17 protein-coding genes are annotated in these 15921 nt (G+C 68.4%); 8 read left to right on the plus strand and 9 right to left on the minus strand.

The annotated features are described in order from the left end of the window. Positions 1-23 precede the first annotated feature (23 nt). The gene (locus tag NA12_RS16915; RefSeq protein ID WP_132369687.1) at positions 24-242 is read right to left on the minus strand and encodes a hypothetical protein; all 219 of its coding nucleotides are present in this window, start codon (positions 240-242) and stop codon (positions 24-26) included. Positions 243-536: 294 nt separating this feature from the next. Between NA12_RS16915 and NA12_RS16920 the strand changes: the two genes are divergently transcribed. Continuing rightward, positions 537-1781, plus strand: coding sequence for a hypothetical protein (locus tag NA12_RS16920; protein WP_132369688.1), 1245 nt, complete (start codon positions 537-539; stop codon positions 1779-1781). 12 nt (positions 1782-1793) lie between these two features. Here the strand turns inward: NA12_RS16920 and NA12_RS16925 are convergent, their stop codons facing one another. From NA12_RS16925 to NA12_RS16935, 3 genes are read right to left on the minus strand one after another with little or no spacing between them, the layout of a single operon-like run. After that, entirely contained in the window at positions 1794-2240 is a 447-nt protein-coding gene (locus tag NA12_RS16925) for a cupin domain-containing protein (protein WP_067451530.1), read from the minus strand. A gap of 20 nt (positions 2241-2260) precedes the next feature. Then, complete coding sequence (locus tag NA12_RS16930; protein WP_067451533.1) at positions 2261-2830, minus strand: TetR/AcrR family transcriptional regulator; 570 nt, start codon at positions 2828-2830, stop codon at positions 2261-2263. After that, entirely contained in the window at positions 2827-4068 is a 1242-nt protein-coding gene (locus tag NA12_RS16935; RefSeq protein ID WP_067451536.1) for a cytochrome P450, read from the minus strand. The genes NA12_RS16930 and NA12_RS16935 overlap by 4 nt, the downstream gene beginning before the upstream one ends. A gap of 134 nt (positions 4069-4202) precedes the next feature. On the opposite strand from NA12_RS16935, the gene NA12_RS33150 reads away from it, so the two are divergent. The 3 genes from NA12_RS33150 to NA12_RS16955 are packed head-to-tail and all read left to right on the plus strand — an operon-like array spanning position 4203 to position 6542. Further along, a complete protein-coding gene (locus tag NA12_RS33150) occupies positions 4203-5798 on the plus strand; it encodes an O-antigen ligase family protein (RefSeq protein ID WP_084472826.1) in 1596 nt (531 codons plus the stop codon). Next, positions 5740-6279, plus strand: coding sequence for a carboxymuconolactone decarboxylase family protein (locus NA12_RS16950; protein ID WP_067451544.1), 540 nt, complete (start codon positions 5740-5742; stop codon positions 6277-6279). Before NA12_RS33150 ends, NA12_RS16950 begins: the two co-directional genes overlap by 59 nt. Beyond that, complete coding sequence (locus NA12_RS16955) at positions 6276-6542, plus strand: YdeI/OmpD-associated family protein (RefSeq protein ID WP_067451547.1); 267 nt, start codon at positions 6276-6278, stop codon at positions 6540-6542. The genes NA12_RS16950 and NA12_RS16955 overlap by 4 nt, the downstream gene beginning before the upstream one ends. A 4-nt stretch (positions 6543-6546) precedes the next feature. Here the strand turns inward: NA12_RS16955 and NA12_RS16960 are convergent, their stop codons facing one another. The 5 genes from NA12_RS16960 to NA12_RS16980 all read right to left on the minus strand — a co-directional run bounded on the left by NA12_RS16960 (position 6547) and on the right by NA12_RS16980 (position 10843). Next, positions 6547-7503: a Ppx/GppA phosphatase family protein gene (locus NA12_RS16960; RefSeq protein ID WP_067451550.1), complete on the minus strand. Its 957-nt coding sequence runs from the start codon at positions 7501-7503 to the stop codon at positions 6547-6549. A 104-nt stretch (positions 7504-7607) separates the two neighbouring features. Then, a complete protein-coding gene (locus NA12_RS16965) occupies positions 7608-8129 on the minus strand; it encodes a DUF501 domain-containing protein (protein WP_067451552.1) in 522 nt (173 codons plus the stop codon). Then, the gene (locus NA12_RS16970; RefSeq protein WP_067451555.1) at positions 8126-8704 is read right to left on the minus strand and encodes an FtsB family cell division protein; all 579 of its coding nucleotides are present in this window, start codon (positions 8702-8704) and stop codon (positions 8126-8128) included. The genes NA12_RS16965 and NA12_RS16970 overlap by 4 nt, the downstream gene beginning before the upstream one ends. A gap of 22 nt (positions 8705-8726) precedes the next feature. Then, entirely contained in the window at positions 8727-10013 is a 1287-nt protein-coding gene (eno, locus tag NA12_RS16975) for a phosphopyruvate hydratase (protein WP_067451558.1), read from the minus strand. Positions 10014-10126: 113 nt separating this feature from the next. Then, the gene (locus NA12_RS16980) at positions 10127-10843 is read right to left on the minus strand and encodes a lytic transglycosylase domain-containing protein (protein ID WP_067451561.1); all 717 of its coding nucleotides are present in this window, start codon (positions 10841-10843) and stop codon (positions 10127-10129) included. A gap of 485 nt (positions 10844-11328) precedes the next feature. Between NA12_RS16980 and NA12_RS16985 the strand changes: the two genes are divergently transcribed. From NA12_RS16985 to NA12_RS17000, 4 genes are read left to right on the plus strand one after another with little or no spacing between them, the layout of a single operon-like run. Next, positions 11329-12405, plus strand: coding sequence for a TauD/TfdA family dioxygenase (locus tag NA12_RS16985; protein ID WP_084472827.1), 1077 nt, complete (start codon positions 11329-11331; stop codon positions 12403-12405). Then, entirely contained in the window at positions 12377-13387 is a 1011-nt protein-coding gene (locus tag NA12_RS16990; RefSeq protein ID WP_174551099.1) for an ornithine cyclodeaminase family protein, read from the plus strand. The genes NA12_RS16985 and NA12_RS16990 overlap by 29 nt, the downstream gene beginning before the upstream one ends. After that, positions 13378-14826, plus strand: a complete 1449-nt coding sequence (locus NA12_RS16995; protein WP_243654726.1) for an alanine racemase — start codon at positions 13378-13380, stop codon at positions 14824-14826. The genes NA12_RS16990 and NA12_RS16995 overlap by 10 nt, the downstream gene beginning before the upstream one ends. A 36-nt stretch (positions 14827-14862) precedes the next feature. After that, positions 14863-15897: a PLP-dependent cysteine synthase family protein gene (locus NA12_RS17000; protein ID WP_067451745.1), complete on the plus strand. Its 1035-nt coding sequence runs from the start codon at positions 14863-14865 to the stop codon at positions 15895-15897. Positions 15898-15921 lie beyond the last annotated feature (24 nt).

The following is a 15921-nucleotide window of genomic DNA, read 5'->3' on the forward strand; positions in this document are numbered from 1 at the left end:
GACCCCTGCCATCTCGCGCAGAACTAGCCGACGGCTATCCGCCAGCCGTTTCCGTCACGCTTGCAGGTGTAGTTGGGGACGTTGAGGTCGCCCTGGGAAATTCGCTCGTCGGCCTTGCGCTTGGCTGCGATCTGGCAGTCCTTGAGGTTGCCGTACGGCGCCGCCTGCGCCGCGGGCGCCATGGTGATCAGGGCCCCGGTGGCGAGCGCGCCCATCAACAGTCCCGCAACCATTTTCTTCAACTCAGATCTCCTTCGGTGTGGATTTGTCAGCCCTTGGTGGCCTTGACACCTGTAAAATTAGGGAGCCCCGCCTGCGATCGACATGCGAAATCCTTATGGTCACCCGCTGGCCTTTCGGTGGTTATTGCATTGCGTTTCAACGGATTACGTTGCGAGCTCCGCCGCGATAGCGGCACGGGCCACCTCGGGTCGGGGTTCGATTCGCTGTACTGGCACTATGTTGCTGCGGGACGCGGCCGCGACGACGTGGGCGCACGGATTCTTCGACAGCTTCAGCGCAGCGAAGGGATCGTCATGCATTCGGTTATGGCCTTGTTCGTCCGTCTGGGTTGTGTGGTGGCCATGATTTCGGCGGCGGTGGGGTTCGCCGCACCGGCTTCCGCGGAACCGACCGACTCGACGCTGTGCGCGTGGCGGTTCATGTCCAACAGCACCGTGTTGAATGTGGCTTTCCCTGACGCGAACTCGACGTATTGGCTGATGCCCTACGCGTTGGGACCGGGTGACTCGATCGAGTTGTCCGGTACCTATCCGGCGGCTCGGTACTTCTCGTTGAATACCTACGGGACCGATCTCGACACCGTGGACACGTTGCGCGACGACCAGATCATCCCCGACCCGGGCAGCGCCAACCCGTACGTCGACGCTTCCGCCGAGGCACTGCCCGCCTCGCGACAGCGTTGGCACGCCACGTTGGTCAACGGCCCGGCCGACCACAGCCGCAACGAGATCCAGGCGGTGGCGAGTGGGCAGGGCACTCCGATCGGGTTCGTCATCATCCGGGTCTACGTTCCGACCGATCCGAACTCGCTCAGTGGCGGCGTGGGACTGCCCGATGCGAAGCTCTCGATCGGCGGGTCCGACGTCGCGACCCAACCGTGCGCGCAGCCTTTCGATCCGGCCGCCTACCCGGGTCCGGTCGCCGATGCCGTGAAGGCCGGGTTCGACCGGGTGATCGCCGGGGCCGCCGCGGGCGCGTTCCCCGGCAACACACCGGAGGCGGTGTTCAGCAATCCGGCGAGCACGGCCGGGCTCTTCCCGAACGGCGACAACAAGTACATCGGAACGCGGATCAGCTATCAGCCCGGACGCCTGCTGGTGGTGCGTGGCAAGGCACCGATCTTCCCCAATACCCTTGCGGGACAATCGCCTACCGATCCGAACCAGCAGGTGCGGTATTGGTCGATGTGTCAGAACGACCTGCGCTCGCCGTATCCCGTCGTCGCGTGCGCGGCCGACTTCCAAACCGCGATCGACGAGTCGGGCTACTACACCTATGTTCTCGGGGCGCCCGCGGATCTTCCCGCGAACCTCGATCCGAGCGTGACGGTGATTCCCTGGGGCAGCACCGACGTCGACAAGGTGCTGTTCCTGCGGAACATGATCCCGAGCGCGGCGTTCTACCCGAATTCGGTCCAGGCGTCCCAGGACTCCGGTGCCGACCCGGCCACCACGATGGGCCCCTACTACCCGAGAACCGCGTACTGCGACACCGAAACACTCGCCACCGGCGGTGCCGGAGTCTGCCTCGGCGCCTGAGCCGCCGGGCGGCTACGGGCAGTCGGGGGCGGGGGCATCCACGAAGAGGGGTTCATTCGCGAGGTTGAGGTACGCCACGTACAGCTCGGCGGGCTCGGTGCCGAGGTTGCGGCCCACATGGACGTGGTCGGGGCCGACGGTCTCGGACAAACCCTCGCCGACGGAGTACGTCGTGGGCACACAGTCCGTCTCGTAGCGGGTCACCTGGCCCGCGGTGATCACCGCGAGGACAGTGCCGTCGTGGTAGTGCCAGCCGAGTGTGCCCCCTGGCGCGATGGTGATCCGGCGGAAGGTGAACTTGCTCGGCAAGGAGGCGAACGGGCTGAACGCGCTGACATCGACCTGGGTCAGCGGTTCGACGGTCACACCGGAGGCCGGGGTGGCAGCGGTCGTCGGCGCGAGGGCAACGACCGCGGCGAGCACCGCGGCGCCGGCGACAGCGTTCCGGTGGATTCGCATCTTCGCAGTGTACTGCCTGTTCAGGCGAAGGTTCGGGTGATGATCGGGGCGACGAAGTCCTCGAGCATGGCGCGCTCGTCGGCGTCGTCTCGACCGGGGGTGGCCAGGAACGAGACGATCACGCGGGTGAGCCAGCGGGCGAGACGGCTGCGTTCCGGGTCGCTCAGGTCGGTGTCGGTGAACATGGCCGCCGCGAGGGATTCGATGACATCGGAGTCCTGGCTGATGCGACCCGCCGCGCCGGAATCGCCCGGCCGGAACCAGGCGATGAGCAGCGGGTCGGCGCGGACCGCGTTGATCGCGCCGAGCATCGCCGCGATGATGCGCTCGCCGGGGTCGGCGATGTGGCGGACCTGCTCGTCGAGAGACGCCACGATGCGACGAGTTTCGCGGTGCACGAACGCGATTCGCACCGACTGGCGGTTGTCGAAATAGCGATACAGCGTGGCTCTGGAACATCCGGCCGCCTTGGCGATGTCGCCCATGCCGACCGCGGCGACCCCGTGTTCGGCGAACAGTTCGGCGGCCGCGTCGAGGATGCGTTCGGCCGCCAGATCCGCCCGGTCGGTGGCCAGCCAGTCACCGCTCATGCCGCGCTCGTCGCTCGGAACGGCACCGAGAGGGGCCAGCGCACGTAGTTGCCGTGCGCCCACCGCACCGCGTCGAGGTCGACGGTGAAGTCGGGACAGCGGGTGAGCAGTTCCTCCAGCGCGACCCGTGCCTGCATCCGGGCGGCGGCCGCGCCGAGGCAGTGATGGTGGCCGTGGCTGAAGGTGAGAATGCGCTTGGGGTTGCGCCGGATATCGAGTTCGGCTGCCGTTGGCCCGAATTCGCGTTCGTCGCGGTTGGCCGAACCGTAGAGCAGCAGGACGCGGCGACCCGCCGGGATGGTGGTGTCGTGCAGTTCGACATCGCGGGTGGTGGTGCGGGCCAGGCCCTGCACCGGCGAGGTCATGCGCAGGAACTCCTCGATGGCGTCCGGGATGAGCGCGGGGTCGTCGATGAGCAGTCGCCGCTGGTCCGGGTTGGCGGTGAGGAGCTGGACGGCGCCGCCGAGGTTGCCGGTGGTGGTGTCGTTGCCGCCGGTGATCATGGTGAATGCGAAGCCGAGGATCGCGACCAAACCTTCGTTGTCGCCGTCGGCGCCGAGGCCGGAGTCCAGCAGATGCGAGATCGTGTCGTCGCCCGGTTCGACGCGGCGGCGGGCGATCAGTTCGCTGAAGTAACCGACCAGTTCGCCGACCGCGGTGAAGGCGTGCTGGTCTCCGGCGGCCAGCCCGGCCCCCGCGACCGCGCCGCCGACGATGTTCTCGGTCCACTCGTCGAACTTGCCGTGATCGCGTTCCGGCACACCGAGATAGTGGGCGACCACCATGGTGGGCATCGGCTTGAACAGTTCCTTGACGATGTCGCCCCCGCCCGCGGCGCGCAGCCGCTCGATGCGTTCGACGACGAACCTTCGCACCGCCGGTTCGACCGAATTCACCTGGCGCGGTGTGAATCCCGGCGACACCCTGCGCCGGAAGTCGGTGTGCTCGGGCGGGTCCATGAACACGAACGGTTTGACGGCGCCGAACCCGGCGGCGGCCAGATCGACGTAGTCCACGGTCAGTCCCGCCGCGGAGGAGAAGGTCGCGGGGTCGCGTGCCGCGCTCCACACATCGGCGTGACGCGAGAGCACGTAGAAGTCGTTGTCCGGCTGCTCGGCGGGGATCACCCGGTGCACAGGGTCGTGCTCGCGCAGGGCGGAGTACATGGACCAGGGGTCGCGCCAGGTTTCTCCGGAGCGAAGCTCGAAGCCGACCGCATGAGACGTCGTTGAACTCATGCCTCCAAGATAAGACAAACATGACTATCTGTCTAACGATTGCGGGTACTTGCCGGCGCGAAGAACTCTGACTTGTCATCAGAAGATCTCCTGCTGGTGGCGATCCGGAAATCCGCGTGCGGGACATATTGCGGATGAGTTATCCCGACCCGGCATCGCAGACACCACCGCGTGCACCTGCGAGGGTCGTTATCGCCCGCGCTACCGCCCTGCTGTGCCTCGGCGCGATCTCACTGGAATCGGTCGCCGATATCGTGCCCGACGAGTCGATCTTCTGGATCGTGACGCCGACCCGCTCGATCATCGCCATCGGGTTGCTCGCCGTGCTGTGCACCGGCGAATCACGGTGGCGCACACCAGCCGATATCCCACTCGCACTGCTGGTGGTGTCGTCGGCGGTGGCCAATTACCTCGCGGGACAACCGTGGTCGACCTGGCGTGGGCTGGTCACGATCGTGGCCGTCTACTACCTCGCGGTCGGTGTCCGCCGGGTCGTGCCCGACTCCTGGCCCGCGATCGCGTTGCTCGCGCTGGCCTGCACCACGATCGCGAGCATCGTCGCGCTACAGCAGGTGGTGCAGGACACCCCGACCGGATTCTGCCGGGGCTCGCTCGACGGCTCGCACGACATCTGCGGCGCCGACACCATGATCCGCGCCGTTGGCACCTTCTCCAATCCCAATCTGCTCGCCACGTATCTGGTGCTGTTGCTGCCGGTGGCGGCGGCCGCGTCGGCCTCGCTCGCCAATATGCGCGCGCAGCTGGTGAGCGTCGGGTTGGTCGTGCTCGGATATCTGGCCGTCGTGCTCACCGGGTCGCGCGGCGGAGTGGTCGCCGCGCTGGCCGGACTGGTGGTTTTCGCCTTCCTGCGACGGCTGCGACCGGGTAAGCACGCGATGGCCGAGCGATGGGTGCCGTGGTTGTTGCCGATCGGGGCGACGATCGCCGCCGCCGTCGCGTTCGTCGTGGTGATCACCCGCGGCAAGGTCGGTGTTCGGGCCGACGTGTGGACGGCGGCGGTCGAGATAGCCGTGCACCATCCGCTCGGGGTCGGGCCGGGCCGGGCCGGAGCCTGGCTCAACCAGATGATCGACAGCCCGGAGGAGTTCCATCACACCCACAACCTGTGGTTGAACTACGCCGTCGAATCCGGGATCGGTGGCCTGCTCGCGGTCGTCGCGCTCACCGTCATCGGCGCGTGGATCGCGGTCACCGGCAGTGCCGCGGGCTCGCTCACCGCACCCGCCGCGGCCGCGGGCATGTGCGGTTTCCTCGCCATCAGCCTCGCCGATCATCCCGCCAACCACCAGCGCATCGCCTACGCCGCGATCGCGATGCTGGCGATCCTCATCGTCGACCAAGCCCGCCGCGAACCCGACCGGGTCGCCATCGACGCCCAACCCTTCCGGGCGGTCTCCCTCTTCGACGAGACCATGCCGCTGCCACGCAACATTCTGGCGTCGATGCCCGCGCACCTGATGCCGCCGCAGCCGGGTCCGCGCGCGAACGCCCCGCGACGGAACCCCCGGCCGAGGCGCGACACGCCCCCGACCGGACCGCGGGCCCAGCAGGCGCTTCGTCGCGATAGGGAGGCAGATCACCCTGGGGATCGGTGGGATCCCGGCGTAGGTTCATGGGTGAACGAAACGTCGGCACGAAGGGGTGTAATCGATGCGGGTGGTCAAGCGAATCAGGGGATACGCCCAGGTGATCGGGCAGGCCCGGCGTAACCGGGGGGATCTGGTCGGGTGGCTCGGGCGACGGCCGCAGCTCGCGGCGGCGACCATGACCTATGAGACGGCCCTGTTGTTCAGCAACAAGCTCGACCCTCGGCTCAAAGAGCTGGCCGAACTCAAGACAGCGGGGTTGGTGGCCTGTCAGTTCTGTCTCGACATCGGGTCGGCGCTGGCGCACACCGCCGGGCTGACCGAGCGGCAACTCACCGATCTGCCCCGGTACAAGACCAGTGACGCCTATACCGAGCTGGAGAAGCTCGTGATCGCGTTCGCGGAGGCGATGACGGTCACCCCCGCGGTCGACATCGACGAACTGCGCGACACCCTGCTCACCCACCTGTCGAAAGCGCAGCTGACCGAGTTGGCCGCGACCATCGCGTGGGAGAACCAGCGCGCCCGCCTCAATCAGGGCCTCGGCGTGCAGCCGACCGGGATGGCCGATGGGATGGCCTGCGCGCTGCCCGAACGCTCATGAGCGGCCGAGAAGTGCCGGGCGGCGTGGTGCACGAACTGCCCGGCGACCTGCGTGCGGCACTGCTCGCCAATGCCGTGGCGCTCGCGGCCTGGCGCGACATCACACCGCTGGCCCGCAACGAGTTCGTCTGCTGGGTGGAGGACGCCAAGCAGGCCGCGACTCGTGCACGGCGGATCCGGCGCACGCAGGAAGAGCTCGAAGACGGTCAGCGACGACCGTGCTGCTGGCCCGGATGCAAGCATCGCGAGCGCACCGGCGGATAGGGTGTCAGGCCGCGTCGATGATCGACATGGCGATGCCGTCGAGGATGTCGTGTTCGCTGACGATGAGTTCGGAAACTCCCGCGCGGGTGGCCAATTCGTCGGCCAGCACTTCGGTGATCACCGCGCCGCCGCCGATCACGTCGACGCGTCCGGGGTGCATCGGGCCGAGCGCGGCGCGCTCGTCGTGGTTCATCCCGATCAGGCGGTCGCAGACCTGGTGCACCTGCGCCAGGCTCAGGCGGGTGAGATGCACACGCGCGGCGTCGTATTCGGGTAGGTCGAGGGCGACGGCGGTGATCGTGGTCATGGTGCCCGCCACTCCGACCCAGGTGTGGACCTTGTCGACCGGCACCTTCGCGAAGGCCTCGTCCAGCTTGGTCTGGGCGAATTCCCTTGCGGCAGTGACCTGCTCGGCTGTCGGCGGGTTGCCCGTGAGACAGCGCTCGGTGATGCGCACACAACCGATATCGGCGGAATAGGCTGCCTGGACGCCGTTTTCGTCGCCGACCACGAGTTCGGTCGATCCCCCACCCAGATCGACAACGACGAACGGGCCCGCGCTCGCGGACAATTCGCCGACCGCTCCGGCGAACGACAGCCGTGCCTCCTCGTCCCCGGAGATCACCTCGGCGACCGCACCCGGCACGACGAGCCCCAGCAACGAACGGGTCATCTCGAAGAACTCGTCGCGGTTCTCCGCGTCCCGCGTGGCCGAGGTGGCCACCATGCGCACGCGCGAAACCCCGTGCCGCGACATCACGCTCACGTAATCGCCCAGGGCACGGCGGGTGCGGTCGAGCGCCTCGGGTGCCAGCCGACCGGTGGCGTCGACGCCCTGCCCGAGTCGCACGATGCGCATCTCCCGGTGCACATCGGTGAGCCCGCCGTCGGCGCCGACCTCGGAGATCAGCAGTCGGATCGAGTTGGTTCCGCAGTCCACTGCGGCGATACGCTCACTCATGATGCTCCTCCAGGTCTGACGACACGCCGGGCACGTCGACGTTGTCCGCGATTATGCCTGGTCTCCCGGCCCGCGGGCAGCGCGTCGGTACGGCGGCGCCGCGATCAGGCCGACGCTTCGGGGGTCTGGGCGGCAGGCCAATCGGTGGGGATCGCGGTTCCGCGCAGACCGGCGTCGGCGGCCAGCGCTACGGATTCGTCGCCGAAGGGATTGAGGCCGGGCCCCTTGGCGAGCGAGTGCGCGATCAGCACGTGCAGGCACTTCACCCGATCGGGCATACCGCCGCCGGTGAAATCGGTGCCGAGGGACTCGATCTCGTCGCGTTCGGCCAGGTAGCTCTCGTGCGCGCGGCGATAGGCGGCCGCGATCTCGGGGTCGGTGGCGAGGCGTTCGGTCATCTCGCGCATCACACCGGCCGACTCCTGCCTGCTCGCCTCGGCGGTGAGCCGGGGATCGGTCAGGTAGTAGAGGGTGGGGAACGGGGTGCCGTCGGGCAGCCGGGGCGCGGTCTTCACCACGGCGGGCCGACCGTCGGGGGTGCGGTAGGCGACTTCGAGCACACCGCGAGGCTCGCGGCCCAACTGCTTCGCGATGATCTCGAGGTCGTCGGCGTTCGGTGTCGTCACCGTGGTCCTTCCGGGGCTGGTTCGGAGATGCTGCGCCACAGGTCGGTGTACCAGGGGTCGGGCGCCGCGGTGCGGGTGCTCATCGGCGGCGGCGCTGGCGCTTCGATGCCGGGAATCTGCACGATGTAGGGGGTTTCGCCGGGCATCACCAGGCGAAGGCGATCACGCGCCTCGGAACGGATGTAGGCCGGATCCTGTTGTTGCGCACGACGATCGCGCAGGCCGGCCAGGTCGGCTTCGAGCTCGGTCCGCTGCTTGGCCAGTGCCACGGCTTCGGCGCGCTGGCTGAAATACGTGCGCGTCGGCACCGCCAAGGTCAGCGCGAGGCCGCACAGCACCGCGGCCAGGATCACCGCTTTCCCGGTCGAGAGACCGAGGATGGTGTGTTCGCCGCGCTCCAGCTTGCCGCTTGACCTGCGGGTAGCGCCCGTGGACTGCGGATGCCGCCTGGTCGGACGCTTGGCCGCGGTGGGGCGGCTCGGCGTATCGAGGCGCGGGCGCGAACGCGCGGCCCGCGACGTGCGCCTGTCACCTCGTCCACCCGGACTGGTTCCACGCGCACGTCGCTCGGTCATTCGCTACCGCCCTGAACTGCTTTCAGAATTCGCCGGTGAAACGCGGGAAGGCCACGTCGCCCGCGTAGCGTGCCGAGTCACCGAGGGCGTCCTCGATGCGCAGCAGCTGGTTGTACTTGGCGACCCGCTCCGAACGCGCGGGGGCGCCGGTCTTGATCTGACCCGAGCCGACGGCGACCGCGAGGTCGGCGATGGTGGTGTCCTCGGTCTCACCCGAACGGTGCGACATCATGGTCTTGTAGCCGTTGCGGTGCGCCAGCTCGACCGCGTCGAGGGTCTCGGTCAGCGTGCCGATCTGGTTGACCTTCACCAGCAGCGCGTTGGCCGCGCCCTTGGCGATGCCCTCTTCGAGGCGCTCGGGGTTGGTGACGAACAGGTCGTCGCCGACCAGCTGCACCTTGTCGCCGATGGCGTCGGTCAGTGCCACCCAGCCGTCCCAGTCGTCTTCCGACAGCGGGTCCTCGATGGAGACCAGCGGGTACTTGGTGAGCAGGTCGGCGTAGAAATCGCCCATCTCGGCGGCGGTGCGGACCTTGCCCTCGAACTTGTAGCCCTCGCCCTCGGTGTGGAACTCGGTGGCGGCCACGTCCAGGGCCAGCGCCACATCGGTGCCGAGCTTGTAGCCCGCGCGCTCGATGGCGATGCTGATCAGGTCGAGCGCCTCCACGGTGCCCGCGACATCGGGGGCGAAGCCGCCTTCGTCACCGAGACCGGTGGACAGGCCCTTCTCCTTCAGCACGGCCTTGAGCGAGTGGTACACCTCGGTGCCCCAGCGCAGCGCCTCGCGGAAGGTGGGCGCGCCGATCGGGGCGACCATGAATTCCTGCACGTCCACGCCGGTGTCGGCGTGCGCGCCACCGTTGAGGATGTTCATCATCGGGACCGGCAGCACGTGGGCGTTCGGGCCGCCCAGGTAGCGGAACAGCTCGAGGCCCGAGGACTCGGCGGCGCCGCGCGCCACGGCCAGCGACACTCCGAGCAGGGCGTTCGCGCCGAGGCGGGACTTGTCGGGGGTGCCGTCCAGATCCAGCAGTACCTGGTCGACGGTGCGCTGCTCCACGGCGTCGAGGCCGATGATGGCGGGCGCGATCTCGTCGAGGACGCCCTCGACGGCCTTGGTCACGCCCTTGCCGCCGTAGCGGTCGCCGCCGTCACGCAGCTCGACGGCCTCGTGCTCGCCGGTGGACGCACCGGAAGGTACGTCTGCCCTGGTCAGGGTGCCGTCGTCGAGGGCGATCTCGACCTCGACGGTGGGATTGCCGCGCGAATCCAGAATCTCGCGAGCTCCGACCTGTTCGATAATGGCCACGAAAACTGCTCCTTACGACGGAAGGCACGGTAGGTATCACGGGAGGGCCGTGCGCTGCCGAGCCTATCGTCTCGGCCGAGTGCGGAGTAACCGGCACTCCGGGCCGTGCGCAACTACACGCGGCGGCCGATGCTGTATATCGCGGCGCGATCGCGCACCACATGCATGTATTTGTTCGACTGGTTATAGGCGAACAGGGCGCGCTGCCAGCCGTCGGCCGAGGTCAGATCGCCGCCGCGGGTGCACAGGTAGCGGGCGGCGGTGAGGGCGGCGTCGTCGATGTTCTGCGGGTCGGCCACGCCGTCGCCGTTGGCGTCGACACCCCAGCGCTTCCAGGTTTCGGGAATGAACTGCAGCGGGCCGACGGCACGGTCGTAGGTGGTGTCGCCGTCGAGGCGGCCGCCGTCGGTGTCGCGGATGTCGGCGTTGCCCTTCGTGCCGTCGAGGGCGACGCCGATGATCGCCGGCCGCACCGTGCCGTCGGCGTCGACGCCCGCGCCACGATGGGTACCGTGTCCGCTCTCCACACTGGCTATGCCGGCGATGGTGGTCCACGCGATCCCGCATTCGGGCTTCGACTTCGCCAGCACGGCCGCGGCGTAGCCGTAGGCCTCGAGCGCGACCGGCTGGATGCCGATCGCGTCGGACTGCTCGTCGGCCCAGCCGCGCAACTGTTCGGCCGCGCGGCCGGGTGCGTCGACGTCGATCACCGGCAGCGCGACTCCCGGCCCCGGCGGCATGTCGTCGGGAATCGACGCGAGCGAACTGCACCCCGCCAACAGAGCGCTGATCGCGACCGCGGCGGCTACGCCCAACTTCTGCACTGACATTCCGCCTCCCCGTGTTATGAGCCGGACTCAGGCTGTGGTGGGGCTGCGTCGGCGGCCGGACCGAGGACGGTGACGAGTGCGCCCGTACCCGGTGAGCCACCCATGTTAGTACGAGATCAGGAAACCGCCGCGCTCCTGGCTTCGAGTGTTCGTCGCCAGGTTTCACCTCCTGGAACCGCTTGCGCCGGAACCCCTTTCCCGACGCCGTAAATCAGGCGAGGCTAGCCTGAAAGAGCCCCCGCGTGGGGAGCCTCACATCGACCGTCACCGAACCGCGGTGCCGCGCGACACCCTGCTCAGCGCCTACTCCGGCGACTCGGGTAGAAAGCTAGATTATATGGATCGGCTATTTCTCCCGCCGACACGTTAGGTAAGTCTTGCCTAATCACATGGCAGGCACTACCTTCGCACATCGAGCCTGAAGATCACCCGCTTTCGACCGATGCGCAGAAGGGAAACCGGTGAAAAGCGTTCTCTCCGAACGTATGACGATTCACCAGCACGACATCGAATATCGCGAGCTCGATCCCGGCGCCGCCACGGCGCTCCGATCGCTCGCGGCAGACATTCGCCGCCGATTAGGTGACGCACCCCACACCGCGACGTTGCACGACCCCGGTCTGATCGCCCGGATCGCCGAGCGCGCCGACGAACTACCCGACAGCGTGCGCCACGCCGTGCGACCGCCCGCCACCGCCGCGGGCGCGACCGTGGTGCGCGGGTTGCCCGTCGACGACGCCGATCTCGGCCACACCCCGGCGCATTGGCAGGCCGCGGCCGAACACACGCATCCCGGCTCGCTCGAACTGGACATCGTGATGTTGCTGCTCGGGCGTTGCGCCGGTGAGCCTTTCGGCTGGCAGGGCCAGCAGAACGGCAGGCTGGTCAACAATATCGTGCCCGCCGTCGGCCACGAGGACGAGCAGTCGGGCGCGAGCAGTTCCACCCTACTCAGCCCGCACACCGAGGACGCCTTCCACGCGCTGCGCGCGAACCTGCTCATGCTGATCTGCCTGCGCAACCCCGACCGGGTCGCCACCACGGTCTCCTCGGTGCGCGAAGTGCGTCTGTCCGACGACGACCTGCGAACCCTCACCACCCCGACGCTGCCGATCCTGCCGGATGTCTCCTACGGCACCGGTTTCGATCAGCTCGCACCGCTGCCCACTCTGTGGCGCGACGAAAACGGCGCTGTGACAGCACGTTACGATCCCGCCTACACCCCGATCGACGATGCGGACGCGGCCTTCCGGGCCGCCTACGCCAGGCTCACCGCCGAACTCGTCAGGGTCAGTCACGCCCCCGCGCTGGCCCCCGGCGAGATCCTGCTGCTCGACAACGACGTCACCGTGCACGGGCGCGTTCCGTTCCGCGCGCGCTACGACGGCACCGACCGCTGGCTCAAGCGCGTCAATATCCGACTGCCCGAACGCCGTCGGCGCGCGCAGGAGTCGTCCGAGAATGGGTATGGCCAACACGTGGTCGCCCCGTTCCGGGCGAGCGCTGATCGGACAGCAGAGCGGGGCATTGCAGATGAACGAGGATCCGTTGAACAACCGTGACCGCGGCGTCGGGCTGCGCGTGCTCTCCCGCAGCGACCTGGCCGACGTACCGATCAGCCCCGCCGAAGTAGTGCGCGCCGTGGAGGAGGCCTATCTCGCCTTCGCGGCGGGCGAATCCGACAACCCACGCAAGTTGAGTGTCGCCGACCCCGGCGGCTCGTCGGTGTCCTACGCCATGCTCGGCCGCGACGGGCGCAGACGCGTGGTGGCCATGAAGACCTCCTACAAGTTCGATCCCGGACACGACCGCAGCACCAAGCGGTACTACACGACCATCACGCTCTACGACGACACCACCGGCGCCCCCATCGCGATGATGGACTGCGCGCGGGTCGGCGCGTTGCGCACGCCCGCCGTGTCGGCGCTGCTGGTACGCGAGACGGCGCGGCGCGGGGCGGAGAGCGCGCTGCTGATCGGCACCGGCACCCAGGGTCGGAATGCGTTGCCACACTTGCTCGCCGCCAACCCGCAGCTGCGCAAGCTGATGGTGTACGGCACGCATCCGGAGGGGCTGGCCGCGGTGCACGCGCACCTGGCCGACGCGGCACCGCACGCGCTGCTCGATGTGGTCGACGACCCCTACGCGGCGGCCGCGGCGGCCGATGTGGTGCTGGCCACGGCCGGGCCCGGCACCGAGATCGCGCTCGAATCCTCGCATCTGGCACCGGGTTCGGTGGCGGTACTGGTGGGCTACGGCCTGGCTCCGTCGGCGCTGGTCGAGGCCGATCGGGTCGTCGCCACCAGCGCGGCGCAGATGGCACTGACGGGCACCGACATGGTCGGACCCGATGGGACACTGCGTTCGGTGGATGCCGAACTGCCGCAGGTACTCACCCGCAGCGCCGTGGCCCGGCGCACCGAGGACGAGAAGATCTTCGTCTACAACAGCGGGCTGGTGCTCACCGATATCGCGGTCGCGCACGCGTTGGCCGCCAGGGCGATCGCCGAGGGACGTGGCACGGAGGTGCCGTTGTGGGACTGACGGGTGCGCGGCCGGGGGTCACCGGGGACAGCACCTCGCTCCCCGCGCCCCGATCCGACACGCGGGTGCCGCCGAGTTCGCCGCAGATCGAGGACCGCGGCGTCGACCCGACGCCGAGCACCGACCGGCCGACGCACTGCGCACCGCCGATGCCCGCCCACACCGACGTGCTGGAACAGCGTCTTCTCGCCGATCCCCGGCTGCTCCGCGAGATCGCCAACGCGGTCGGCGGGCCGTTTCACGTGCTGTTCCCCGAACGGGTCTCGGGGAATATCACGGCATTTCAGTCGGTCTTCACCGAGTCCGGCGTCGACGGGTTCGTCTACTTCGGGAAGAAGGCGAACAAGGCGGCCTGTGTGGCTCGTGCGTGCGCGCACAGCGGTGCGGGGATCGATGTCGCGAGTACCGGCGAGCTCGTCGCCGCGTTGGGACAGGGGGTTCGGGGCGAGGACCTGATGGTCACCGGGCCCGCGAAGTCCGATGAGTTGCTGTGGTTGGCGGCTCGGCATCGATCGTTGATCGCGATCGACGCACTCGACGAACTCGACCGGCTCGCCGCGCTCGAGCTGCCGGTGCGGGTGCTGCTGCGGGTGCTGCCGGAAGCATCGACCAGCCGATTCGGACTCGATCCGATGGAGCTCGAGCAGGCGATTCAGGCCATCGCCGCACCGATTACTTTGTCCGGCTTCAGTTTCCACCTGTCCGGCTACGACGCGGTCGCCCGCGCCGAGCAGGCGGCCGCGTTGGTCGGGCATTGCCGACGCGCGCGGGCGAACGGCCATCCGGCGGAAACGATCTCGATCGGCGGCGGGTTCGGCGTCGACTATCTCGATGCTGCGACGTGGGCGCAGTTCCAGAACACGGTCGAGGACAGCTGGTTCCACACGAACCCGCCCGGCGACTACTACCCCTATCACTTCCCGGTCGCCGGCGCGGCCATGCTCGCGGCGATCCTGGCCCACAACGGCCTCGCCGCACTGTTGCGCGACAACGGAATACGACTCGCCATCGAGCCTGGCCGGGCGCTACTCGACCGGGCAGGCAGTTCGGTATTCCGAGTCCAGGGCGTGAAAACCCGCACCGTGCAGGGAAACCCGTACGACATCCTCACCGTCGACGGCACCAGCCTCAGCCTGTCCGAGCAGTGGTTCGACAGCGAGTACCTCCCCGATCCGGTGCTGTGGCCGCAAAGCCCCGGCCACCGCACCCCCACCTGTGTCGGCGCCACCACCTGCCTGGAGTCCGACCTGCTGAGCAGACGACGTATCCCGCTGCCCCGGCGCGCACGAACCGGCGACTTGCTCGTCTACCCGAACACCGCCGGGTACCAGATGGATTCCAACGAGTCCCCCTTCCACGAACTCCCGCTCCCGCCGAAGGTGGTGCTGCGCGCAGGCGCGGACCGACCACGCTGGAGTCTGGACAGCACTGCCCGCTGATCACCCGAGATACCGATCCCGATGGAGGAACACCCCATGGCTCTCGTCACGCGCGTGACGGACCTGATCGGCCGCACCCCCCTGTTCGAACTCGCCGTCACCGACACCGGCACCCGGCTGTTACTCAAACTCGAGCAGTTCAATCCGACCGGCGCCGCCAAGATCAGAATGGCCCGTTCGATGGTGCTCGACGCGGAGCGGCGAGGTTTGCTGCGCGATGGCGGGCATATCATCGAGTCGACGTCCGGCAACACCGGACTCGGCTTGGCGGTGGTCGCGGCCGAACGCGGCTATCGATTCACCGCCGTGGTCGACAACCACGCCTGTAAGGACAAGTTGCGCGCGATGCGAGCCATGGGCACCGACCTGGTGTTCGTCGCCGACGACGGTGACGACGAGCTGGCCACCTCGGCCCGCGAAGACCTCGCCGAGGCGATGGCGGCTGCCCGCGACGACGCGTACTTCACCGAACAGCACAACAACGACGCCAACGCCGTGGGCTACTACGCGGTCGCCGACGAATTGCTGGCCGACGTAGAGCGGGTCGACATCTTGCTCTCCGCGGTCGGCACCGGCGGCTCGCTGTTCGGCACCGCGACCCGGCTGCGCGACCTCGGCCTGCCCGCCCGGGTGATCGGGATCGAGCCGGTGGGATCCATCGCCTTCGGCGGCGAGGGCGGCCCGTATTGGCAGTCGGGCACCGGCACCCCGCCCGGCGCGACCATCGGCACCGCCGTCGACTACGCCCTGCTCGACGAGGGCGTGAAGGTGAGCGATGTCGACGCCTTCGCCACCGCCCGCGCGGTCGCGAGAACACACGGGCTCCTGATCGGCGGCTCGGCGGGCGGTTCGGTGCACAATGCGTTGGCGCGGCTCGCGGAGTTCCCGGCCGGTTCCACCGTGGTGACCATCGTGTGTGATGGTGGCGAGAAATACCTCGACACCGTGTTCGACGACGACTGGATGAGCGCGCGCGACCTGCTCGATCCCGCCGCCGAAGCGGAAGTGACCACGCTGCTGCGCCGCTACTCACCGCTGCGGCACCGAGACGAATTGATGGAGGTCAGGTGAGCGCGATCACGCGCGAGACGAATC

Origin of the sequence: Nocardia alba NBRC 108234 (assembly GCF_001612665.1) — a bacterium.
Lineage (GTDB): Bacteria > Actinomycetota > Actinomycetes > Mycobacteriales > Mycobacteriaceae > Nocardia > Nocardia alba.